The sequence below is a fragment of the Novosphingobium terrae genome, assembly GCF_017163935.1.
Lineage (GTDB): Bacteria > Pseudomonadota > Alphaproteobacteria > Sphingomonadales > Sphingomonadaceae > Novosphingobium > Novosphingobium terrae.
This window is the reverse complement of record NZ_JABVZR010000001.1, coordinates 3,216,778-3,238,952: the sequence shown is the minus strand read 5'-3', so window position 1 is coordinate 3,238,952 and position 22,175 is coordinate 3,216,778. Positions and strand designations below refer to the sequence as shown.

Annotated in this window: 19 protein-coding genes; 9 read left to right on the top strand and 10 right to left on the bottom strand. The window is 65.1% G+C overall.

Going from position 1 to position 22,175, the window contains the following annotated elements:
* The first annotated feature begins 89 nt into the window (after positions 1–89).
* The 3 genes from HGK27_RS14510 to HGK27_RS14500 all read left to right on the top strand — a co-directional run bounded on the left by HGK27_RS14510 (position 90) and on the right by HGK27_RS14500 (position 2,371).
* Positions 90–1,367 carry an aminotransferase class V-fold PLP-dependent enzyme gene (locus tag HGK27_RS14510; protein ID WP_206241446.1) on the top strand — a complete coding sequence of 426 codons (1,278 nt, stop codon included), beginning with the start codon at positions 90–92 and terminating at the stop codon, positions 1,365–1,367.
* A 78-nt stretch (positions 1,368–1,445) separates the two neighbouring features.
* Entirely contained in the window at positions 1,446–1,628 is a 183-nt protein-coding gene (locus HGK27_RS14505; RefSeq protein ID WP_206243380.1) for a hypothetical protein, read from the top strand.
* A 119-nt stretch (positions 1,629–1,747) separates the two neighbouring features.
* The gene (locus tag HGK27_RS14500) at positions 1,748–2,371 is read left to right on the top strand and encodes a hypothetical protein (RefSeq protein WP_206241444.1); all 624 of its coding nucleotides are present in this window, start codon (positions 1,748–1,750) and stop codon (positions 2,369–2,371) included.
* Positions 2,372–2,373: 2 nt separating this feature from the next.
* On the opposite strand, the gene HGK27_RS14495 is transcribed toward HGK27_RS14500, so the two are convergent.
* Positions 2,374–2,673: a hypothetical protein gene (locus HGK27_RS14495; RefSeq protein ID WP_206241442.1), complete on the bottom strand. Its 300-nt coding sequence runs from the start codon at positions 2,671–2,673 to the stop codon at positions 2,374–2,376.
* Between the two features lie 420 nt (positions 2,674–3,093).
* On the opposite strand from HGK27_RS14495, the gene HGK27_RS14490 reads away from it, so the two are divergent.
* From HGK27_RS14490 to HGK27_RS14475, 4 genes are all read left to right on the top strand, one after another.
* Positions 3,094–5,880, top strand: a complete 2,787-nt coding sequence (locus HGK27_RS14490; protein ID WP_206241440.1) for a putative bifunctional diguanylate cyclase/phosphodiesterase — start codon at positions 3,094–3,096, stop codon at positions 5,878–5,880.
* Positions 5,881–6,073: 193 nt separating this feature from the next.
* Positions 6,074–6,349 carry an HU family DNA-binding protein gene (locus HGK27_RS14485; protein ID WP_068091080.1) on the top strand — a complete coding sequence of 92 codons (276 nt, stop codon included), beginning with the start codon at positions 6,074–6,076 and terminating at the stop codon, positions 6,347–6,349.
* Positions 6,350–6,525: 176 nt separating this feature from the next.
* Positions 6,526–7,776 (top strand): putative DNA modification/repair radical SAM protein, encoded by a 1,251-nt coding sequence (locus HGK27_RS14480; protein ID WP_206241438.1) that lies wholly within the window; start codon positions 6,526–6,528, stop codon positions 7,774–7,776.
* Positions 7,776–9,236 (top strand): UdgX family uracil-DNA binding protein, encoded by a 1,461-nt coding sequence (locus HGK27_RS14475; RefSeq protein WP_206241436.1) that lies wholly within the window; start codon positions 7,776–7,778, stop codon positions 9,234–9,236. Before HGK27_RS14480 ends, HGK27_RS14475 begins: the two co-directional genes overlap by 1 nt.
* Positions 9,237–9,290: 54 nt before the next feature.
* Here HGK27_RS14475 and HGK27_RS14470 read toward each other — a convergent pair whose 3' ends face one another.
* The 9 genes from HGK27_RS14470 to HGK27_RS14430 form a co-directional block, all read right to left on the bottom strand.
* Positions 9,291–10,526, bottom strand: coding sequence for an MFS transporter (locus HGK27_RS14470; protein ID WP_241127181.1), 1,236 nt, complete (start codon positions 10,524–10,526; stop codon positions 9,291–9,293).
* A complete protein-coding gene (locus HGK27_RS14465; protein WP_206241434.1) occupies positions 10,523–10,960 on the bottom strand; it encodes a MarR family winged helix-turn-helix transcriptional regulator in 438 nt (145 codons plus the stop codon). Before HGK27_RS14465 ends, HGK27_RS14470 begins: the two co-directional genes overlap by 4 nt.
* 66 nt (positions 10,961–11,026) lie before the next feature.
* Positions 11,027–11,938, bottom strand: a complete 912-nt coding sequence (locus HGK27_RS14460; protein ID WP_206241433.1) for an ABC transporter substrate-binding protein — start codon at positions 11,936–11,938, stop codon at positions 11,027–11,029.
* Entirely contained in the window at positions 11,939–13,711 is a 1,773-nt protein-coding gene (locus HGK27_RS31515; RefSeq protein ID WP_322099038.1) for an amino acid ABC transporter permease/ATP-binding protein, read from the bottom strand.
* Complete coding sequence (locus HGK27_RS14450; protein WP_206241432.1) at positions 13,708–14,265, bottom strand: GNAT family N-acetyltransferase; 558 nt, start codon at positions 14,263–14,265, stop codon at positions 13,708–13,710. The genes HGK27_RS31515 and HGK27_RS14450 overlap by 4 nt, the downstream gene beginning before the upstream one ends.
* 37 nt (positions 14,266–14,302) lie before the next feature.
* The gene (locus HGK27_RS14445; RefSeq protein WP_206241431.1) at positions 14,303–15,490 is read right to left on the bottom strand and encodes a M20 aminoacylase family protein; all 1,188 of its coding nucleotides are present in this window, start codon (positions 15,488–15,490) and stop codon (positions 14,303–14,305) included.
* Complete coding sequence (locus HGK27_RS14440; protein ID WP_206241430.1) at positions 15,487–16,830, bottom strand: LLM class flavin-dependent oxidoreductase; 1,344 nt, start codon at positions 16,828–16,830, stop codon at positions 15,487–15,489. The genes HGK27_RS14445 and HGK27_RS14440 overlap by 4 nt, the downstream gene beginning before the upstream one ends.
* Before the next feature lie 35 nt (positions 16,831–16,865).
* Positions 16,866–17,897, bottom strand: a complete 1,032-nt coding sequence (locus HGK27_RS14435; RefSeq protein WP_206241429.1) for an MsnO8 family LLM class oxidoreductase — start codon at positions 17,895–17,897, stop codon at positions 16,866–16,868.
* Positions 17,898–18,109: 212 nt separating this feature from the next.
* On the bottom strand, positions 18,110–20,629 hold the full coding sequence (locus tag HGK27_RS14430) for a TonB-dependent receptor plug domain-containing protein (RefSeq protein ID WP_206241427.1): 2,520 nt from the start codon (positions 20,627–20,629) through the stop codon (positions 18,110–18,112).
* Between the two features lie 614 nt (positions 20,630–21,243).
* On the opposite strand from HGK27_RS14430, the gene HGK27_RS14425 reads away from it, so the two are divergent.
* Together HGK27_RS14425 and HGK27_RS14420 are read left to right on the top strand one after the other, a co-directional pair.
* The gene (locus HGK27_RS14425) at positions 21,244–21,738 is read left to right on the top strand and encodes a hypothetical protein (RefSeq protein ID WP_206241425.1); all 495 of its coding nucleotides are present in this window, start codon (positions 21,244–21,246) and stop codon (positions 21,736–21,738) included.
* Positions 21,739–21,745: 7 nt separating this feature from the next.
* Positions 21,746–22,141: a Spy/CpxP family protein refolding chaperone gene (locus HGK27_RS14420; protein ID WP_206241423.1), complete on the top strand. Its 396-nt coding sequence runs from the start codon at positions 21,746–21,748 to the stop codon at positions 22,139–22,141.
* Positions 22,142–22,175: the final 34 nt, after the last annotated feature.

The window sequence follows — 22,175 nt, the reverse complement described above, 5'->3', positions numbered from 1 at the left end:
GCGATGGTTCCAACTCGGGCCGGGGCAGCGCTGGGGTTCACGGCGCGTCTCGCCGTGGCTTCAGCCTTCCCCGTGCCAGAGAGGTGTTCATGTTCGATCGCCGTTCGATGCTTGCCAACAGCCTGTTTGCCGGGGCTGCCTCGGCTTTGCCCGCCGCCGCCTTGGCCGAGGTGCCGCTGCCGGGGGATGACCTCTATGCCCGCAATGAGGACGCCTATTGGGCCACGCTGCGCAAGCAGTTCCTGATTCCGGCAGGCGTGGTCAATCTCAACAATGGCACGGTGGGATCCTCGCCGCGCCCGGTGTTGAAGGCGATCTATGACTCCTACGAACTGACCGAGCAGATGATGCAGCCCGAGCCCGAGGGCTATCCGATCTGGGGCTATGGCCCATGGACCGAATTCCGCGCCCCCTTCGCGCAACTGATGGGCGCGCGGGTCGATCAGATGGCGGTTTTGCGCAATGCCACAGAGGCGAACAATGTGGTGGCAGGCGGTTTTGACATGAAGCCGGGCGATGAGGTGCTGATCTCCGACGAAGAGCATGGCAGCGGCGAGCAGCCCTGGATGCTGCGCGCCAAGCGCTATGGCATCGTCGTGAAAAAGTTCAATCTGCCCAAGCCCGCGCTGACGCCTGCCGATATTCTCAATCGCATCAATGACGCCATCACGCCCAAGACGCGGATCATCTTCGTCAGCCATATCTCCACCAACAGCGGGCTGATCCTGCCGGCCAAGGAGATCGCTGCGCTGGCGCGCTCCAAGGGGATCATCTCGGCGTTCGACGGGGCGCATGCGGCGGGGATGCTCAAGGTCGATCTCAATGAGATCGGCTGCGATATCTACACCGGATCGATGCATAAATGGCTGTTCGCCACCAAGGGCACGGGCTTTCTCTTCGTGCGCGACAAGGGCGTGATGGAGCGGTTGTGGCCCACCACCGTGACCGGCGGCTGGGATGCTCCGGCGCGCGATGTGGACCGTTATTCGCAGATCGGCTCCTCGAACATTCCGGCGATGATGGGGCTGCTCGCCGCCATCAAGCTGGCCAACTCCATCGGCATCGAGCGCATCGAGAAGCGCCATCGCGTCCTCGCCGATTACCTGCATAGCGAGATGATGAAACGCGGATCGAAGGATCTGACCTCGCCCGATCCCGCCATGCGCTGTGCCATCGCCACGGTGGATATGGCGCCGGTGCAGATGCATGAGCTGATGGACTGGATGTGGGCCAACCATCGCATCCGTGTGCGCGGCGGGGCGCCCAGCCGCATTCGCCTCTCCACGCCCTATTATCTGGAGAAGGCCGATATCGACCGTTTTCTCGACCGTTTCGATGCCTTTCGCAAGATGAAGGGCATCGCCTGAAGCGCCTAGGCCTTAGGTGGATATTCCGATCGGCGGGGCATTGGCGTAAAGGGCGTTGGGGGCAAGTGGAGACGTCCCGTGTTCGCGATCGGTTGCCTGTTTTTTATCGTCCTGCCCTTGATCGGCATGTTTATCGGCGGGGTCCTGCATGGGCTGGTCTGGGCCATCTGGGGGGCGGTGATCGGCTTTGCGCTGGCCTCGGTGATTGGCGGTGGCAGTGTCTATGCGCTGGTGAAGGCCTCGCGCGCCTCGCGCCATTGATAGCTATGGAAAACAAGCGAATTTCGCGATGAAGCCGGTGGCCTGGCGCGGCGCGAAGGCCTAGGGTCGCTCTCTGATCCGGCAGCGGGAGAAGCAGGGTGCGGCGTTTGGCGCGATGGATGACGGCAGGCTTGATCACCGCTTGCGCTCTGGGAGCGGGCGGCCCGCTGCTGGCGACGGTGCAGGCCGGACCGCTCACGCCGGAAGGGCTGGGGCAGGCGATCGAATGCCGCGCCTCGCCCGAGGATGCCGCCGCCTATGCCGAGGCGCTGTTCGTCGATCATCCCCCTTTCTGGGCGACACTGGTGCGGCACAATGGCCATGAAGGCATGGCGGGCCTGTGGACCTATCGCCTTGAGCATCCGGTCACCGTCTTTGGCACCAGCATCGATACGATCTCGCTGATGGACAACTGGCTGGTGATCGAACTGCCGCGCGCTCAGGCGCTGGCTCTGGTCCGGCAACAGAAGATGGAGCGCGTGCCGGTCAAGGCGACCGAACAATACGCCCGTTTCCTCGATCCCGAGCGGGGGCCGATGCTGGGTGTCTTTGCCGATACCGATCGAGCGATGATGGCGCTGGCGCATGGCCAGCCCGCGCAGGATGAGGCCAACACCACATTGTTCGCGGGCTGCAATGCTCTGCAGGTCAGCCGGAAGGACTTTCTGGCCGGCGCGGCGCAGGCCGATGCCATGGTCATGCAGATGACGGCGATGCAGATGAAGGCGATGCCGGGGAAATAGGATCAGCGCGGGGCGTGTGCCGCGGGGGTTTCGCCCAGAGTCATGGCCAGTTGCACCCCGCCTTCCAGCGCGGCGATCAGCGCCAGAATGGCCGTGGCCACAGCCAGAGCAAACATCCGGCTTTCATGGCGTTTGCGCGCCTGCTTGGCGGTCACTTCCAGATGGGCCAGCCAGCGCCCGGCATAGGTCAGGCGTGGGCCGGTCACGCCGCCGGTGCGCATCTGCCAGGCCATATATTCCGGGCCGACCTTCTTGAACTCCTCGATGAAGTGGCGGGGAATGTCGCTCAGATCGTCGGTCATCAAGGGGGCTCCAGCCTTGGCGCATGCTCTGCGCGGAAACATCTGTGTCATAGGGCAGAGCATGCCATTGCGCTGCCGTTCCATCGGCCATTCAGCCTGAATTTCGTGCTCATGGGCGCGAAGTGGCTCTTTGTGCAAGATCGCATGGGCCAGAATCATCGCAAGGGGCATAGGCCTGCCCTTGGGAGCCGGCTCAGGGGGCCTTCCGGAAAAACACGAAAACAACAGGCGATGCGCTGTATTTTTCCATGATTGGCCTTTTATAAAAAGGCGTTGTTTTTGAGAGAAAAACTCTGGCTTGGTTAACCTTGATCAAGAATGACCCTCGCGCAATTCCCTTAAACCGCCTAGTTGCCCGCAAGGCGATCTTAACCGCGAACGGCCATGGATCATCGCAGGATCTTGCCGCGATGATTGCCGATGCTTGCCAGCCTGTTTCAGCAGATTTCCAGAAGCCCGGATGCGATGCTCAAGGAGCAATACGCCCATCTGCGCGCCCAGATTCCGTTGATGTATGTGCTGATGCTGGTCAATGCCTGCTTTCTGGCGGCGGCCACCTATGGCGAGGTGCCCAAGCTGTCCGGCCTTGGCGTGCCCGCGCTGCTCTGCACGGTCATTCTGGCGCGCATCGGCGTCTGGCTGGCGCGTCGGCGCAGGCAGCCCGGCCCGGCGCAGATCCGCCGCTATCTTTATAGCACCACCGTGGCAGGGGCGGCGCTCAGCGCGGCCTTCGGCGGCTGGGGCCTGCTGCTGCTGCAAGAGGCACCCGCGGTGCGCAGCACGGCCATTGCGCTCTACGTCTTCGTGGGGGCCATCTGCGCCTGCTATTGTCTTCAGGCCCTGCCGCTGGCGGGCTGGCTGGTGCTGCTGTGCGGCGCCTTGCCGATCACCATCCGCCTGCTGCTCTCGCATGACTGGTACGCCATGGGCATCGGCTGGACCTTCATTCTGGCCGCCGGCATCCTGCTCAAGACGCTGGCGAACAGCTATTCCGCCTTCAAGGAGCTGCTGCAGTCGCGAACCGAGATGGGCTCGCTGATCGTCGCGCTGGAACAGAGCCAGGAGCATTATCGCCATTCGGTCGATCTCAACCCGCAGATCCCCTGGCTGGCCGACCCCGAGGGGCGCCTTACCGAACTGAGCCCGCGCTGGTCGGCGATCACCGGCATGCCGGTTCAGGATGCGCTGGGCATCGGCTGGGCCAGCGCGCTCCATCCCGAGGATCTGCCCGCCGTCCAGCAGGTGTGGACCCATGCTCTGACCTCGGGTGACGGCAGCCACGCCGATGTGCGCTATCGCCTGCGCCAATGGGATGGCGGCTGGCGCTGGTATCGCGCGCGTGCTTTCCCCCGCCATGATTCCTCGGGCAGGATTCTCTGCTGGTACGGCAGCCTTGACGATATCGAGGAGCAGGTGCTGGCCGAAAAGGCCCTGCAGGACAGTGAGGAACGCTATCGCCTCGCCTCGTTGGCCTCCAATGACATCATCATGGATATCGCGCTCGACCGCGACCATATCGACTGGGGCGGCGCCACCGCGACGATCTTCGGCCATGATGTGATCGTGGGCGGCACCTCGCGCCGCTGGTGGATCAAGCGCATCCACCCGGATGACCGCCCGATGGTGCTGGCCCGACTGCGCCGCATCTCGCATCCCGTGCCCAGTGAGGAAGCGCTGTTGCACTGGCGGCAGGAGTTCCGCTTTCAGGCTGCCGACCGCACCTATCTCAATCTGATCGCGCGCGGGCATGTGGTGCGTGACAGGCTGGGCGATGCCATCCGCCTGATCGGCACGCTTCAGGATGTGACCGCGCGCAAGCGCGATGAGGACCGGCTGCGCTGGGCCGCCCATCACGATCCGCTGACCCAATTGCCCAACCGCGTGCTTTTCGCCGAAAGTCTGGACAGGGCGCTGGCCGAGGCACGGCTCAACCGGCGACATGTCGGGCTGATCGTGCTGGATGTCGACCGCTTCAAGGCGGTGAATGACAGTCTGGGCCATGATGCGGGCGACGGTCTGCTGCGCGAGGTGGCGGCGCGGCTGACGCGCTATGCGCCTTTTTCGGCCACGGTGGCGCGGCTGGGGGGCGATGAATTCGCCATCATCCTGCCCGATCTGCCCAGCCCCGAGGCGCGCACCCGCATTGCCGAAAGGCTGGCGGCGCGGGTGGCCGGGCCGATGGTCTATGAGGGGCGGCAGATCGATGTGAGCCTGAGCATCGGCTCGGCGGTGGCCTTCGATGATGGCGAGTCCCCCGAGGAGCTGCACAAGAGCGCCGATCTGGCCCTCTATGCCGCCAAGAACGAGGGGCTGGGGCAGCTGCGCCTGTTCAGCGGCACCTTGCGCAAGGCCGCCGCGCGCCGCAGCCAGATGCTGGCCGATGCGCGCACCACCCTGCGCGAGGATGGCATCGTGCCGTTCTACCAGCCCAAGGTCAGCCTGAGCACCGGCGCCTGTGTCGGCTTCGAGGCCTTGCTGCGCTGGCATGCGCGGGGGCTGCAATCGCCCGGCGGCATTCAGGCCGCTTTTGACGATCCGGGCCTTGCGGTGCAGCTGACCGACCGCATGCTGGACCGCGTGGTGGCCGATATGGCCAGCTGGCAGCGCCGAGGCATCGCCTTTCACAGCGTGGCGGTGAACGGCTCGGCGGGTGATTTCATGCGCGGCGATTTCGCCGAGCGCATTCTGGGCCGCCTGCGCCGCGCGGGCCTGCCGCCCTCAAGCATCGAGCTGGAGGTGACCGAAACGGTCTTCCTCGGCCAGCTGGTGGAGAATGTCAGTTCGGCGCTGGGCACCTTGTCACGCGCGGGCGTGTCGATTGCGCTCGATGATTTCGGGACGGGTTATGCCTCGCTGACGCATCTGAAGCAGTTCCCGGTGGACTCGCTCAAGATCGACCGCTCCTTCGTGGAGCGGCTGGGCATGGTGGAAACCGAGGATGCCGCCATCGTCGGCGCGGTGATCGATCTGGGTCGCAATCTGGGCATCCGTACCGTGGCCGAGGGGATCGAAACCGCCGAACAGCTCTCCCATCTGGCGGCCAAGGGCTGCGACATCGGGCAGGGGTTTTTGCTGGGGCGGCCCATGGCGGCGCCTCAGGTGGTGGAGGCGCTGACCCATTGGGATATGACCCGCGTGGCCACGCTGTGCGCCTCGGCGGACTGGGCCGAAGCGGTGCGAAGTACCCATCAGGATAGATTCGCCTGACGGGCCATGCGGGCCCGGGAAATCCCTAAAAACCGTTCATAAAAGGCAGGCGAGGGCGAATTACCCACTGTCAAGGCGATCTGACGCCATGAAATCACGCTAAAATGGGGAGTTTTGCGCGATCAGGGGATGACGAGCCTGATTCTGGGCGCTAATCCGGTCGCGCTTTTCAACCGTCCCAAGGAGACGATGCATGAACAACAGTGATCTCGCCGACAAGCTGGCCGCCGACCACGGCACGACCAAGGCCGACGCCCGCAAGCTGGTGGACTCGGTTTTCGCTGCCATTGCCGACGCTGCCGCTGCCGGTGAGGAAATCAGCCTGAACGGCTTCGGCAAGTTCAAGGTCAAGGAAACCGCCGAGCGCGAAGGCCGCAACCCCGCCACGGGCGCTGCCATGACCATCGCGGCTGCCAAGAAGCTGACCTTCACGCCTGCCAAGGCCGTGAAGGACAAGCTGAACGGCTGATCCTTCTTCACGCCTCGCCCTTCACGGGGCGGGGCGTGATGCTTGCGTCACGGGGCTGAACAATCAGCGCGACGCACAATAAGAACGTATCAAGAACATTTTGATGGACAGGGAATGGCCTTCGCGCCATTTTAGAGTCTGACGGCGCCGCTGGTTGAGCGCCCGGATCAGGCCTCATGTCCTCACTCTCCCTCACCGATAAGCTGGCCATTCTGGCCGATGCCGCGAAATATGATGCCTCCTGCGCGTCGTCAGGCGGCAAGAAGCGGGATTCGCGCGATGGCAAGGGGTTGGGATCGACCTCGGGCGGGATGGGCATCTGCCACGCCTATGCGCCGGATGGGCGCTGCATCAGCCTGCTCAAGCTGCTGCTGACCAACAGCTGCATCTTCGACTGCCATTACTGCATCAACCGCGCCTCCTCCAATGTGCGCCGCGCGCGCTTCACGGCGGCGGAGGTGGTGAAGCTGACGCTGGACTTCTATCGCCGCAATTGCATCGAGGGGCTGTTTCTCTCCTCCGGCATCATCCATTCGCCCGATTACACGATGGAGCAGATCGTCGAGGTGGCCCGTGCCTTGCGGGAAGACCATGATTTTCGCGGCTATATTCACCTCAAAACCATTCCTGACGCCGATCCCGCGCTGATCGAGGCGGCGGGGCGCCATGCCGACCGCGTCTCGATCAATGTCGAATTGCCCACGGTGAGCGGGCTGCGCCGCCTCGCGCCGGACAAGTCGCAGGACCGCATCGAGGGCGCGATGGGGGCGATGCGCGGGGCCATCGCCGATGGCCATGATGCGCGGCGGCGCTATCGCTCGGCGCCCGATTTCGCACCCGCCGGGCAATCGACGCAGATGATCGTGGGCGCTGATGCCGCCACCGACCGCGAGATCGTGGCACGCGCCTCCACGCTTTATGAGCGGTTCGATCTGCGCCGCGTCTATTATTCCGCCTTCAGCCCGATCCCCGATGCCAGCGCGGTGCTGCCCTTGCGCCGCCCGCCGCTGATGCGTGAGCATCGGCTTTATCAGTCCGACTGGCTGCTGCGTTATTATGGCTTCTCGCCGCAGGAGGTGGGTGCTGCCGCCGATCCGGCGACGGGGATGCTGCCGCTGGATATCGATCCCAAGCTGGCTTGGGCGCTGCGCTTCCGCGAGAGCTTCCCGGTCGACCTCAACCGCGCCCCGCGTGAGTTGCTGCTGCGCATTCCCGGACTGGGGGTGAGGGCGGTGGACGCCATCCTCTCGGCGCGGCGGTTGCGGCAATTGCGGCTGGAGGATGTGGCGCGGATGACGGTCTCGCTGCGCAAGCTGCGGCCTTTTATCGTCACCGCGGACTGGCGGCCCGTGGCGCTGACCGACCGCAGCGATCTGCGCAGCATGCTGGCGCCCAAGCCCGCTCAGCTTGAACTCTTCGCCGCCTGATGCATCGCGTCTGCCTCGACGCGCCCGATGATTTTGAGGGCTGGCGCACGCAGGCGCGGCGACTGGCGCAGGCGGGCGTGCCGCCCGAGGCGGTGGTCTGGCAGGTGGGCGATGCTCCCGGCGATTTGTTCGGGGTTGAGGCTCAGGCTCTGCCGCCCGCTCGGGGCAGACCGTTCACCGTACCCAAACCCTTTGTCACGCTGGCCGAGCAGGCTTTGCTGCACAGCGATCCGCAGCGTTTCGCGCTGCTCTATGCGCTGCTGCTGAAGGTGGCGGCCAACCCCGCGCTGCTGGGCGACCGCGCCGATCCCCTGCTGCGCCGCGTGGAAACGATGGCTAGCACCGTGCGGCGCGATATCCACAAGATGCATGCCTTCCTGCGCTTCCGCGAGGTGGAGGAGGGCGGCCAGCCCCGCTTCATCGCCTGGTATGAGCCGGAGCATCATATCCTGCGCGCCAACGCCGGTTTCTTTGTGGACCGTTTCGCCGCCATGCGCTGGTCGATCCTGACCCCGCAAGGCACGCTGCACTGGGATGGCGAGACCCTCACCGAAGGCCCGCCCGCCCGGCGCGAGGAGGCGCCCAAAGGCGATCCGGTCGAGGCGGCATGGCAGACCTATTACAGCGCCATCTTCAATCCCGCGCGGCTGATGACCGGGGCGATGCTGAAGGAAATGCCGCGCAAATACTGGAAGAACATGCCCGAAACCGCGCTGGTGCCCGGGCTGATTGCTGACGCGCGAAGGCGCGAACTGGCGATGATCGCTCAGGCCCCGCAAGTGCCACGCGTGACGCGTCATGCTCCGCCTCAGGATCGCGGGGCGGCGCTGCGCCTGCTGCGTGAGGAAGCTGCCGAATGCCAGCGCTGCGGCTTGTGCAGCCAGGCCACCCAGACCGTCTTTGGCGAAGGCCCGGAGGATGCCGCCATCATGGTGGTGGGCGAACAGCCGGGCGATCAGGAGGACCTTGCGGGGCGGCCCTTCATCGGCCCGGCGGGGGCGCTGTTCGATCGCGCTCTGGCGCAGGCGGGGGTGCCGCGCGACAGGCTTTATGTCACCAATGCGGTCAAGCATTTCAAATTCGAGCAGCGCGGCAAGCACCGCCTGCATGCCCGGCCCAATGTCGGTGAGATCGATGCCTGTCGCTGGTGGCTCGATCAGGAGCGGGCGATTCTGCGCCCCCGTCTGGTCCTCGCCATGGGCAAGACGGCCCTGCGCGCCCTGACCGGCCAAAACATCTCCATTGGGCAGGAGGCGGGACAGGGGCTGATGCTGGCCGATGGCACGCCCTGCCGGTTGACGGTCCACCCCAGTCACCTGCTGCGCCTGCCCTCTCAGGCCGAGGCGGAACAGGGATTTAAACGCTATGTCGAGGATTTGCGCGGCGCTCTGGTCGGGTTGGATCAGGATTCTGCGGAGGGTCTTGAGGCCGCAACAGACCATCTGCAGGGCATGAGCTGAACGATCCCAAAGGCGGCCATGCTGCAGCCCTGTGCCGCAACAAAGAGCAGGCCGCTAACCCCGTGCGCCCGGTGCGATCCACTTCAGCGCCCGCCAGCCCACCAGCACCGAGGCGACACCCGCCGCCGCCGCCACGCCCAGCGCCCAGCGCGGCCCGGCGTGGTCGGCCACAAAGCCCACCACGGGTGCGCCCAGCGGCGTGCCGCCCAGCGCGATGCCCACGCGCAGCGCCATCACCCGCCCGCGCATCGCAGGCTCTGTGGAGATCTGCATCAGGCTGTTGGTGGCATTGGTAAAGGTCAGCGAGGCGATGCCCGTGACCAGCAGCGCCGCGCCAAACCACCAATAGCTCGGCGCCAGCGCGGCCAGCGTGCAGCCCAGACCGAACAGCGCGCTGCTGGCGATCAGCATCTTGAAGCGCGGCTTGTCCTGCTGCGCGTTGAACAGTGCCCCCGTCACCGTGCCCACCGCCATCATCGAGGAGAGCAGGCCATAGGCGCGCGCATCGGCATGGAACACGCCGACGGCCATGGTCGAGATGAAGATCGGAAAGTTCAGCCCGAAGGTGCCGATCAGGAACAGCATGGCCAGGATCGCGATCAGATCGGGCCGGGCGCGGACATAGCGCAGCCCTTCCACAAAGCCGCCCGTGCCGCGTCTGGAGCGGGGCGGGTTGCGCAATTCCTTCCTGTTCATCGCCAGCATGGCCAGCATCACCGCGAAGAAGGAGATGCCGTTGATCACGAAGGACCAGCCGATGCCCGCCGCCGCGATGATCAGCCCTGCCACCGCCGGGCCGATCATCCGCGCGCTGTTGAAGCTGGTGGAGTTGAGCGCCACCGCATTGGGCAGATCCGCATCGCCCACCAGCTGGCCCACGAAGGTCTGGCGCACCGGCGCGTCAAAGGCCGAGGCGCAGCCGAACAGGAAAGCAAAGACATAGACCTGCCACAGGCTGACCAGCCCGGTCAGCGTCAGCACGCCAAGGCCCAGCGCCAGCGCGCCGCTGATGGCCTGAGTCACCATCAGCAGGCGGCGCTGGTCGAAACGGTCGGCGGCCACGCCTGTCCATGGCAGCAGCAGCATCTGGGGGCCGAACTGCAGCGCCATCACAATGCCCACCGCCGAGGCGCTGTGATGCGTGAGCATGGTCAGCACCAGCCAGTCCTGCGCGGTGCGCTGCACCCATGTGCCGATGTTCGAGACAAAGGCGCCCATCGTCCACAGCCGGTAATTGCCGTTGCGCAGCGAGCGGAACAGTCCGCCTGACGGGGCCGCCAGCGTGCTCATGGCTCGACGATCCGGCGTAGCAGGGCGTTGGCCCGGGCCAGCACCTGCTGCTCTTCGGGGGTGAGGCGGGTGGCGATGGTGCGTTCCAGCCAGTCCTGCCTTGCCTCGCGTCTGGCGTTGAGCTGTTCGCGATAGGTCAGGGTCAGCGAAAGCAGGGTCTGGCGCCCATCGGCGGGGTCGGGCTGGCCCTGAATGACCCCGGCGGCATCGAGCGCGGCGATGATTGGCCCCATCGATTGCGGGCGCATCCCCTCGGCCCGGGCGAGGGCCGATGCGGTGCTGGGGCCGCTTTCGAGTCGGTTGACGACGGCGATCTGCGCCGGGGTCAGTTCGCCCGCAGGCGCCTGCTCGCGAAAGCGGCGTTTCAGCGCGCGAAAATTGGCGCGCAGATCATGGGCCAGAGCGGAGGCAAAGGGGGGCGTATCGGAACTCATGCCCGCGCCATAGCATATCTTCAGGTAAACTGTAAAGTTTACCTGAAGAGTTTCGAAGGACTCCGCTCAGCTTCTGGGCAGGCCCGGCGGGTTGGTTTCAGACCGCTTGATGGCTTCGGAACTGAGGTTCCAGCGGGCCAGCAGCTCGCCGTAATGGCCATTGTCGATCTGGGCGTTGAGCGCGCTGGTGATCGCCTGAGCCAGCCCCGATCCCTTGCGCGTGGTCACCGCGATATAGGCCGTCAGCGGCCAGCCCCCGGCGAATTCGCCCACCTTGCGGGTCTTGCCGTCGCGCGCCTCATAGGCCGAGATGGCGTTGGGCCCGAAGGACACATCGGCCTGCCCCGACAGCACCGCCAGCCGCGAAATCCCGCTATCATCGAAATAGAGCGGGGTGGCCGCTTTACGTCCGGCTTTGACATTCTGCGCATTCCAGCGGTCGAGGATCTGTGACTGGTTGGTGCTGGCCCCCACCGCCACCTTCAGCCCGGCGATGTCTTCGGGCCTGGTCACGCTTTTGATCGGGCCTTCGCTGCGGGTGTAGATGCCCAGCTTGTCATCGCGATAGGTCGAGAAATCATACTTCGCCTTGCGCTCTTCGGTCACCGTCACATTGGACATGACGGCATCATACTTCCCCGAACTCAGCCCCAGCGGCCAGTCCGCCCAGGCAATGGGCACGATCTTCAGCTTCAGCCCCAGACTGTCAGCGATCAGTTGCGCGATGCTGGGCTCCAGCCCGACGACCTCGCGTTCATTGTCATGGGCGTAATCGGCCAGAGGCAGGGTCTGCACCGTCATGGCAATGGAGAGCGTGCCGGGCTGCGCCAGATGCAGATCCCCGGGCAACAGTTTTGCCGCGGCCTCCACCTTTTCGGTGCGGATGCGGGGCAGGGTTTCCGGCCCCGCCTTCTCCTTGGGCGGCGAACAGGCGGCAAGCGACAGTGATAGCAGCAGCGCGGCAAAGCGAGGTTTCATTCAAAGCACCTTGGAGAGGAATTCGGCCGTGCGCGGCTGACGGGGATGGGTGAAGATCTGCTCGGGCGGGCCGGCCTCGACGATGCGGCCCTGATCCATGAAGACCACCGTATCGGCCACCTCGCGGGCAAAGCCCATCTCATGGGTGACGATCAGCAGCGTGGTCCCCGAACGCGCCAGCTCCTTGATGACATCCAGCACCTCGCCCACCAGTTCGGGATCGAGGGCGGAGGTTGGCTCATCGAAGAGCAGCACCTTGGGCCGCAGGGCCAGAGCGCGGGCAATCGCCACGCGCTGCTGTTGCCCGCCGGAAAGCTGGCGCGGATAGGCCTCGGCCTTGTCCGAGAGGCCGACGCGGGCGAGCAGCTCGCGCGCCTGCGCCTCGGCCTGCGCGCGGGGGATGCCGCGCACCCAGACCGGGGCAGCGGCGATGTTCTCCAGCACGGTCAGATGTTTGAACAGGTTGAAGCTCTGGAACACCATGCCCACGCCGGTGCGGCGGCGCAGCACATCGGGTTCCTTTAACTCATGCAGAAGATCGCCCTGCGCGCGATAGCCGATCAGATCGCCATCGATGGTGATGAGGCCACCATCGACGCGTTCGAGATGGTTGATCAGCCGCAGCAAGGTGCTCTTGCCCGAGCCCGACTGGCCGATGATCGCTGTCACACTGCCCGAGGGCAGGCTGAGCGAGACATCATGCAGCACCTGCACCTCGCCAAAGCTTTTCGAGACATGCTCGATGTCGACCGCGCCACCGCGCGCGAAGGGCCATGACAGGGGCGCGGCGCTGGCCTTGGCATGCTGCACAATGCTGCGCGAACGGCTCTTGCCTTCGGCACCGGCGCCGCGCGCGAAACGCCGCTCGACCCGCTGCTGCACCGCCGACAGGGCCGTCAGAATGATCAGATACCAGACGGTCGCCACCATCAGCAGCGGCACCACATCCAGATTGCGGCGATAGATCACCTGCACGGTGTAGAACAGCTCGGGCAGAGCCAGAATATAGACCACCGAGGTGTTCTTCGCGAGGTTGATGATCTCGTTGAAGGCGGCGGGCAGGATGCTGCGCATCGCTTGCGGCAGGATGATGTTGAAGACCTGTCGGCGGCGGGGCAGGCCCAGCGCGGCGGCGGCCTCACGCTGACCGTGATCGACCGAGAGGATGCCGCCCCGGATGATCTCGGAGGAAAAGGCCGCCTGATTGAGGCTGAGCCCGATCACGGCGGCGGCAAAAGGCCCGATCAGCGTGGTGGTGGACCATGAGGCGAAGCTGATGTTGGTCAGCGGCACGCCAAGGCTGATCGTCTCATAGAGATAGCCCAGATTGTTGAGCAGCAGCAGCAGCACGATCAGCGGCACCGAGCGGAACAGCCAGATGTAGCTCCATGACACGCCCGCCAGCAGCTTCGATCCCGAAACACGCGCCAGCGCCAGCACCGTGCCCAGCAGCGATCCCAGCAGCGTGCCGACCGCCGTCAGCAACAGCGTGCGGCCAAGGCCCACCAGCACCGGCTCGGTGAAGAACCATTGCGCGAAGACCGGCCAGCCCCAGCGCGGATTGCCGAAGACCGAAACGCCCACGGCAACGATGATCAGCGCTCCCAGCACCGTGGCGGCGGTGCGCCCCGGATAGCGGGCGGGGATGATGCGGCGCTGGGTCCAGTCCTGCGTCGCGGGCGGTGTCTGAGCGGTTTTGGCAGGGGGCAGGGGCGGCGCCGCCGCCGGGATGTGCAGTTCGGGCGGGGCGGTGTCGGCCAGCAGGGTGGTCATGCGGATTGCGCCTCCCGTCGCGCGGCGATGGCTTTTTCGAAGGGCAGGGTGAATTGCGCCTCGCGGTCGGCCAGCGGATCATACAGCGCGGTGTAGCCAAGGCCCTTGTAGAGCGCCTCGGCCTCGGGCTGGCGGAAGCCGGTGGTGAGATAGACCCGCGCATAACCCAGAGCGGCGGCGCGCTGCTCCAATGCTTCGACCACGCGCCTGGCCAGCCCCTGACGGCGGTGATCGGCATGGGTCCAGATGCGCTTGAACTCGGTGGTCTGCGGATCGGCATGGGCCATGAAGGCGCCGCCCGCCACCGGCACGCCCTTGCGCAGCAGCAGGATAAAGCCGCCATGCGGCGCCTCGAAGGCCTCGGGCGGATAGCGGTGATAGACCTCATGGGTGGCCGCATCGGGCTCGCGCCCGATCACATCGTGATAGCGCGTGGTGTATTCGCCCACCAAAGCCTCCAGCAGCGGTTTGGCCAGCGGATCGCGCGGGCTGGAGGTGATGATCCGGTCGCCATCGGGCTGATTGTCCTGAATGATCGCGGTGCGAGCGTTCATGGCCGGTCTCCTTGAGGTTGGAAGGGCGGTTAGCGGTTCAGACGAGCCAGCTTTCGGCCAGCCGCGCCCAGAGCGCCGCCGCCGGAGCGATGACATCATCGTTGAAGCGATAGCGCGGGCTATGCAGTGGCTCGCCTTCGCCGGTGCCCACGAAGAGGAAGGCGCCGGGGCGCTCCTGAAGCATGAAGGAGAAATCCTCGCTGGCGGTGCGGGGCTGGAAATCTGCGATGATGCCCTCCTCGCCCAGCAGATCGCGCGCCACCGCGCGGGCGAAGTCGGTTTCGGCCTTATGGTTGATCACGCTGGGGAAGCCGCGCCGCAGTTCGACCTGCGCGGTGGCGCCGAAGCTTTCGGCGATGCTGTGGGCCAGATGCTGGATGCGCTGTTGCAGCGCCTCGCGCACCTCGGGCCGGAAGGAGCGGGCGGTGAGTTTCAGCTCCACCGCATCGGGGATGACATTGGCCGCATCGCCGCCATGGATCGAGCCGACCGTCACCACGGCGGAATCGAGCGGTGCCACATTGCGCGCCACGATGCTCTGCAGGGCGGTGACCAGATGGGCCGCAACCAGCACCGGATCGACGGTTTCCTGAGGCGCGGCGCCATGCCCGCCCTTGCCCTTGATGCTGATGCCGAACCAGTCGACCGAGGCCATGGCGGGCCCATCGACAAAGCCGAAACGCCCGGTGGGCAGGCCCGGCCAATTGTGCAATCCGTAAACCGCATCGACAGGGAAGCGTTCGAACAGGCCATCCTCGATCATCGCCTTGGCGCCTTGGCCGATTTCCTCGGCGGGCTGGAAGATGAGGTGAAGCGTGCCTGAAAAATCAACCTTTTCGGCCAGATAGCGCGCGGCGGCCAGCAGGATGGCGGTGTGGCCGTCATGCCCGCAGGCATGCATCACGCCGGGCGCGCTGCTGGCAAAATCGAGCTGCGAGGCTTCGGTGATGGGCAGGGCGTCCATATCGGCGCGGATGCCCAGCGCCCGCTCGCCATCCCCCCGGCGCAGGGTGCCGACCACGCCATTGCCGCCGATGCCGGTGGTGACGGCATAGCCCCAGTCGCGCAGGCGGTCCGCCACCAGAGCGGCGGTGCGATGCTCCTGCCGCGAGAGTTCGGGATGGTGATGCAGATCGTGGCGGATGGCGATGGCGTCATCGAGAAAGGCTTCGATGCCGGCGATGGCGGGCGCCGTGTGGCGGGGGCGGTCCAGCAGGGCGCTCATGCCGATTGCCTTTCCGGGGCCGTGGCGGCGGGAGCCTTGTGGCGGCTCTCCTTGAAGGGCAGGCCGAGGTGATCGCGCAGGGTGGCGCCATGCAGCACACGATCATAGCGGCCGCGCTTTTCCAGTTCGGGGATCACGAAATCGATAAAGTCGTCCAGGCCCTGTGCGGCCACCGGGAAACCAAGGATAAAGCCATCCGCCGCGCCGCCGTCGATCCAGCGGATCAGCTCTTCGGCAACCTTGGCGCCGCTGCCCAGAAAATGCGGCTTGGGGGTGGCGGCTTTCAGTGCCGCCTCACGCAAGGTCAGCTGGTTTTCGGCGGCATCCTGCTTGATCCGGTCGGTGGTGGAGCGGAAGCTGTTGGCGCCGATGTCCCCCAGTTCGGGGAAGGGCCCATCGAGCGGATAGGCGCGGAAATCGTGATGGTCGAAGAAGCGGCCCAGATAGTCCAGCGCATCATCGATGGTCAGCAGATTGGCGATGGCGTCATATTTGCGCTCGGCCTCTTCATCACTGGCGCCGGTGACGATGGCGATGCCGGGGAAGATCTTCACATGGTCCGCCGGGCGGCCCTGCACCACCGCGCTGGCTCGCACTTGTGCGCGAAATGCCGTGGCTTCCTCGAAGGTGGCCGGGCCGGTGAAGACCGCATCGGCGAATTTGCCCGCAAGGCCGATCCCGGCTTCGGAGGACCCCGCCTGAAAGATCACCGGCTGGCCTTGAGGGGAACGCCCGATGTTGAGCGGCCCTTCCACCTGAAAGAACGGCCCCTTGTGGTTGATCGGGCGGAAGCGGCTCTTGTCGACGAATTCGCCGGTCTCGCGGTTGCGGGGGAAGGCGTCTTCATCCCAGCTGTCCCAAAGGCCCTGCGTGACGGTGAGATATTCGTCGGCGATCTGATAGCGCTGGGCGTGTTCGGGATGGGCCCGCCCGTAATTGCGGCCCGAGCCCTCCAGCGGCGAGGTCACCACATTCCAGCCCGCGCGCCCGCCGCTGATCAGATCCAGCGAGGCAAACTGGCGCGCCACCGTGAAGGGATCGCTGTAGGAGGTGGAGAGGGTGCCCGCCAGACCGATCTTTGTTGTTACGCTGGCCAGGGCCGAAAGCACGGTGATCGGCTCGAAGCGGTTGAGGAAATGCGGGATCGACTTGTCATTGATGTAGAGCCCGTCGGCTACGAAGGCGAAGGTGATACCGTTCGCTTCGGCCTTGAGGGCCTGCCCGGTGAGGAAGGGCAGGTTGACGCTGGCATCGGCGGGATTGCTGGGGTGCTTCCAGGCATGCATATGCCCGCCGGGGCCGTGAAGCATGATGCCGAAGGGGATGGGGTTCTCGCTCATGCGCGTACCTTTCATTCTGGCAGCTGGGGATGGGGTCAGGCCGGTTGCAGGGTTTTGCTCTGTGCCTCCGGTCCTTGGGCCGGGGAGAGGATCGCGCGGGCCAGCTCCTGCAGCGAGGTGCGGCGCGCGGCATGGTCTGCCACGGGGGCGTCGATCACGAAGTCCTCCACGCCCAGCGTCGCGCTCAGATCGTCCAGCGCGGCGCGCAGCTGGTCGCCGGTGCCGGTGAGGATGTTGGGCTCGATCTCCTGCGTGGTGTAATCGGTGACGCCCGCCTGCCGGGCGAATTCTGCCGCCACCGCCTCATTGGGCACATTGACCCGCTGCCCGGTCGAGAGGTGCAGGCGCAGGAAGCGATAGAGGCCGACAAGGCGCTTGGCCTCCTCCTCGCTGGGCGCGGCGAAGGCCACCAGCGCCAGCAGCGGGCTGCGGCCTGTGGCGGCGCGATAGAGGTCGAAGGCCTGCTTCATGCGCTGGGGATCGCCGTCGAAGTGACCGGCGTAGCAGAAATCCCAGTCCAGCTCGGCGGCCAGAGCGGCGCTTTGCGTGCTGGCGCCCAGCAGGATGCGGCGGGCGGGTTCGGTCGGCTGAGGGGCGGCGATGGCGCCGGCATAGGGGTGGCTCTCGGGCAGGCTGCCGGTCAGGAAGCCATCGAGATCACGCAGCCTGGCATCGAAATCAGCCGGAGTGGTCTGCTCGGGGCGCAGGGCGCCTGTGGCATGCGGCAACCCGCCCGGCGCCTTGCCGACGCCCAGATCGACGCGCCCCGGCGCCAGAGCGGCCAGCAGGTTGAAGCTCTCCGCCACCTTGAAAGGCGCGTAATGCTGCAGCATCACTCCGCCCGTGCCGACGCGGATATGCTGCGTGCGGGCCAGCACATGGGCGGCCAGCAGCTCCGGCGCGGAGCTGGCGAGATTGGCCATGCCGTGATGCTCGGCAAACCAGTAGCGGTGGAAGCCCAGCCTCTCGGCCAGCACCGCCAGCTCCACGGTCTGCGCCAGAGAGGCGGGGGCGCTCAGCCCCTCGGGGATCAGGGCCTTGTCCAGGATGCTCAGGCGATAGGTCATGGCCGGCTTGTCTCCTGCGGTCAGCGCCGATCCTGTGGGACCGGGGCTGTGATGTATATCCTAATTTCCTATCAATTAAATAGGAAATTAGATTTGGCCTTGGCCCCTCAAGATAATCTTTCGCCGACCGGAGGCCTTCCAGAGCGCCATCCGGCCGGCGAAAGTCTGCCAAAGCCCCCCGGCATCGGCAGAAGGTGTTGGGGCAGGCGGGCTCAGAAGTTGACGGTCACCTTGCCGTAGTAATAGCCGCCGTTGATGCCATAGGGCGCGGTGGTGATCGGCGTGCGCCAGATGCTGCCGCCGGTCTGGTTCGGGTCCGAATAGGGCGGCTTGATGTTGAAGAGATTGTTGGCGCCAATGGCCAGACGCAGCCCCTTGAACAGCTGATAGCCCAGGTCCAGATCGACGATATAGGCATTGGGCACACGCTGGAGATAGAGGCCGGTGCCCGGTGTCACATAGGTGCGCGTGGCCGAATAATAGGTGCCGCGCAGGTTGAGATCCAGCTTGCCCAGCGTCCAGTCGGCCCCGGTGATCACCTTGAGCGTGGGGGTGCTGCTTTCCAGCGTCGACTGCGCGGTGGCGCTGAAGGTGCTGCTGACCGGGATCACCGAACTGGCGCTGTAGATCTTGGTCGCTCTGGTCTTGTTGTAGGTGCCCGCCAGAGTCCAGGTCACATGGCCCAGACTGTGAAAATCGCTGGCGTAGCTGGCCACCACATCCACGCCGCGCGTGCGCGTGTCGGCGGCATTGGTGTAGGTGGAGACGCCGGTCACGCTGACCGTGGGGTCGAGCAGATTGCCGTTGAGCGCGATCGCCTGCGTGACCAGCGGATAGTTCACCGAGCCGCCCGTGCCATACAGCGTGCTGGTGCCAAGGATGCGGTCGCGGATCTTGATCTGATAGACGTCCAGCGTGAAGGTCAGGCGCGGGGCGGGGCGCAGCACCAGCCCAAGGCTGTAATTGGTCGATTTCTCCGGCTTCAGATTCTGGAAGCCGAGAAATTTGGCCGCCGCCGAATTGGCGGGCAGCACCACCGTTGCCGTGGTGGGCGAGAGGTTGGTGGCCGAGTAATATTCCTCAAGCAGCGACGGCGCGCGGAAGCCGGTGTTGACCGTGCCGCGCAGGCCGAAGGCCGGGCTGACATCGTAACGGCTGGTGACCTTCCAGGTGGTGGTGTCGCCAAAGTCGGAATAATGCTCCCAGCGGACTGCCGGTTCGATCAGCCACTTCGCGGTGGGATGGGCGGTGATATCGGCATAGAGCGCGATGTTGTGGCGGTTGTGATCGCCCGCATCGGTGGGGGTGAAGCCGGGATAGGCCTGCGCGCCGCCCAGCTGGTAAGAGGCCGGATCGCCCGCGGTGATGGCATAGATGTTCTTGCGATACTCCGCGCCGAAAGCGAAGGTCAGCGGCTTGGCCAGACCCAGATCGATGTCGCGGTTGAAGTCGGCATTCAGCGTCCATTCCACCGCGCGCCACGAACCGTCATGGAAGTTCGATGGCGTGGTGTGGGTGTTGATGAAAAGCTGCGCATTGGCCGAATTGAGGGTGTAGACATCGTCGTGATCCTGGCCCCAGGTGCCGCTCAGATCGAAGTTGAAGCCTGCAAGCTGGCCCTTGGCGCCGCCGGTGAAGGAGAAGTCATCCTCCTTGATGCCGATCAGCGGGATAAAGCCGGTGCTGGAATAGAGCAGGGCATCGGATGACCCCAGCGTGCCCGCCACGCCCAGCGTGGAGGAGGCGATGATGCGATCGGGCAGGCGCACATTCTGCTGCGAATTGGCCACTTTGCGCGAATAGCTGCCGAAGCTGTAAAGCTGCACATCGCCCAGATCGTAACCGGCATTGTACTGCAGATTGGTGAGATGGGTCCGCGCGTCACCGGTGATCGGATTGACATTGGGATAGCCCGGCAGCGAACCATAGAGCGCCTTTTGCGCCGTGCTGAGCGAGGAGAGCAGAGTGCCGTTGGCATCGACCACGCGCTTGTCCAGCCCGCTGGTCACGCTGTAATCGTGATAGCGGTGGAAGGCGGTGATGTTGAGAAAGCCATTCTCGCCCAGTTTGGTGCCCAGATTGAGCCCCACCGCCCCGGTCAGCCCGCCGGTGTTGTAATAGGAGCCGCCGGTGCCATCCAGCGTGCCGCCCTCGCTCTTGTTCTTCAGGATGATGTTGATCACGCCGCCGATGGCATCGGACCCGTATTGCGCGGCGGCGCCCTGTTCCAGCACCTCGATATGGTCGATCGATTCCGGGCTGATCAGGTCGAGATCGGGGGCGGCGCCACCGGCATAGGCGCCGCCGCTGATGCTGAAATTGGCGGTGCCGTGGCGTCGCTTGCCATTGACCAGCACCAGCGTGTGATTGGGGCTGAGCCCGCGCAACCGCGCGCTCAGCGTCAGATTGGAGGCATCGCCGCCGAAGGTCTGCGCGCTGAAGGAGGGGATCAGCTGCGCCAGTTCCTGCGTGACGCTGGGCTGGCCGACCTTTGTCAGCGCGCTGCTGTCCAGCACCTTGATCGGGGTGGGGCTTTCGGCCTGGGTGATGCCGCGCGCGCGGGTGCCGGTGACGATGATGGCCGATCCCGTGTCGTCACTTTCGGCAGGCGCGGCAGCGGGGGCCGAGGGGGCGGGAGCCGGGGTTGCGAGGGCGGTGTGCGCCATCAGCATCAGGGCTGTTGTGCTCAAGGATGAGAGATGTTTTGCGCTGATCCTGATATGTGCGGTCATCGTGCCCTCCATGTGTGCTTTCCGGCACGAGAAGGCGGAGGAAATGACCGATCTCCAACCGATTATAATTTATAATGATCGAATGTCATAAGTTGATGTCGGGATATTTTCTGTGGATCACGCGTTCTGTTGCAGCGATATCACGCGATAGATTTTCTATCTTGAAGATCTTTTTCAGCAATAGGTCCGGATTTTGCAGGCTTTTGGTCTGCTGCCCTATGCTGCGCCATATAGGCATCCCTGCCTTCCTCTCCGGGAATGCGATATTGGCGCTGCTTATGCGAGCCTTCGCGCCTTTCCCGCTTCGTAGAAATTGTTTATATCCTAGTTATAAAATAGGAATTAAGCATGGCCGCTTTTCCTGCCCCCCGCCACCGTGGGCGACTGGCCGTATAAAGGCCGAGAAGAGACGATTTTACATCGCTTTACGGGCCCGAGTCAGCCAAGGTTAACACTCGGTTTGCAACACTGAGGGCTGGCTCTTGCCGCGCTGTCGATTCTCCTCGACCGGGCGGTTGGCCCAGGCTCCGAACACACACTTCAAAAGAACAAGCGTCGCCGACGACCCTCTGCAAGGACACTCGCCGCCAGCGCCCTGAGGAAAGGAAGAACCCATGAAGATTCTGGCGGGTCATGTCGCGGGAATGGTGGCGGCGCTGGCGCTGGTTTGCGCGCCGGTCGCGGCTCAGGCGCAGCGTGGCGGTGGCCATGGCGGTGGCGGTCACTTCGGCGGCGGCGGCCATGTCGGCGGTGGTGGCGGTTTTCGCGGTGGCGGCGGCTACCGTGGCGGTGGCTATCACGGCGGCGGCTTCTACCGTGGCGGCGTGGTCTATCGCGGCGGCTATGGCTGGGGCGGCTATCCCGGCTGGGGTTGGGGCTGGGGCCTCTACAGCGATCCCTGGCTCTGGGGCTGGCCGGGCTATTATGGCGACTATCCTGGCTATTATTACGATCCCGCGCCGGAACAGGCGCCGCCGGTGCCTCAGGGGTCGGTCGATAGCTATGCACCCAATGCGGCCCCGGCCACACCGCCCTCGACGGCCTGCGGCTATTGGCAATGGGGTGAGGACAAGCAGTATCACTGGGTCACCAACAATGCCTGCCAGTAAGCGCCTGATGATCAAAAACGGTGCCATCGCTCTGGCTTTGGGGGCGGCTGTGCTGAGCGCCGCCCCGGGCTGGAGCCAGACCGTCGGGCTGACGCCCGAGCAGAAGCTGCATGACTATCTGCATCTGACGCCTCAGCAGGAGCTGGGCTGGGAGGCCTATCGCGCTCAGGCCTCCGCGCCCAACCGCACGCAGGAGCGCCGGCGCAGCGCGGCGGCCCTGTTCCCCAACATTTCCGCCCCCCAGCGCATGGATCTGATGGAAGCGGAGATGAGGCAGGAGCAGGCCGATCTGCACAAGCAGGCGCAGGCGCTCAAGACCTTCTACACCACGCTCAGCCCCGAGCAGCAGAAGGTCTTCGACACCCAGACCCTGCCGCCCGCGCAGCCTGCCAAGGCGCCCTGACCGGGGCGCCCTCTGGCCAAATCCCTATGGATTC

Coding starts and splice junctions, on each gene's coding strand:
- HGK27_RS14450 (WP_206241432.1), bottom strand. CDS start 14,265: ATGAACGCTCGCACCGCGATCATTCAGGACAATCAGCCCGATGGCGAC.
- HGK27_RS14465 (WP_206241434.1), bottom strand. CDS start 10,960: ATGAGTTCCGATACGCCCCCCTTTGCCTCCGCTCTGGCCCATGATCTG.
- HGK27_RS14490 (WP_206241440.1), top strand. CDS start 3,094: ATGCTTGCCAGCCTGTTTCAGCAGATTTCCAGAAGCCCGGATGCGATG.
- HGK27_RS14430 (WP_206241427.1), bottom strand. CDS start 20,629: ATGACCGCACATATCAGGATCAGCGCAAAACATCTCTCATCCTTGAGC.
- HGK27_RS14460 (WP_206241433.1), bottom strand. CDS start 11,938: ATGAAACCTCGCTTTGCCGCGCTGCTGCTATCACTGTCGCTTGCCGCC.
- HGK27_RS14470 (WP_241127181.1), bottom strand. CDS start 10,526: ATGAGCACGCTGGCGGCCCCGTCAGGCGGACTGTTCCGCTCGCTGCGC.
- HGK27_RS14475 (WP_206241436.1), top strand. CDS start 7,776: ATGCATCGCGTCTGCCTCGACGCGCCCGATGATTTTGAGGGCTGGCGC.
- HGK27_RS14420 (WP_206241423.1), top strand. CDS start 21,746: ATGATCAAAAACGGTGCCATCGCTCTGGCTTTGGGGGCGGCTGTGCTG.
- HGK27_RS14510 (WP_206241446.1), top strand. CDS start 90: ATGTTCGATCGCCGTTCGATGCTTGCCAACAGCCTGTTTGCCGGGGCT.
- HGK27_RS14440 (WP_206241430.1), bottom strand. CDS start 16,830: ATGAGCGAGAACCCCATCCCCTTCGGCATCATGCTTCACGGCCCCGGC.
- HGK27_RS14435 (WP_206241429.1), bottom strand. CDS start 17,897: ATGACCTATCGCCTGAGCATCCTGGACAAGGCCCTGATCCCCGAGGGG.
- HGK27_RS14500 (WP_206241444.1), top strand. CDS start 1,748: ATGACGGCAGGCTTGATCACCGCTTGCGCTCTGGGAGCGGGCGGCCCG.
- HGK27_RS14495 (WP_206241442.1), bottom strand. CDS start 2,673: ATGACCGACGATCTGAGCGACATTCCCCGCCACTTCATCGAGGAGTTC.
- HGK27_RS14480 (WP_206241438.1), top strand. CDS start 6,526: ATGTCCTCACTCTCCCTCACCGATAAGCTGGCCATTCTGGCCGATGCC.
- HGK27_RS14425 (WP_206241425.1), top strand. CDS start 21,244: ATGAAGATTCTGGCGGGTCATGTCGCGGGAATGGTGGCGGCGCTGGCG.
- HGK27_RS14445 (WP_206241431.1), bottom strand. CDS start 15,490: ATGAGCGCCCTGCTGGACCGCCCCCGCCACACGGCGCCCGCCATCGCC.
- HGK27_RS31515 (WP_322099038.1), bottom strand. CDS start 13,711: ATGACCACCCTGCTGGCCGACACCGCCCCGCCCGAACTGCACATCCCG.
- HGK27_RS14485 (WP_068091080.1), top strand. CDS start 6,074: ATGAACAACAGTGATCTCGCCGACAAGCTGGCCGCCGACCACGGCACG.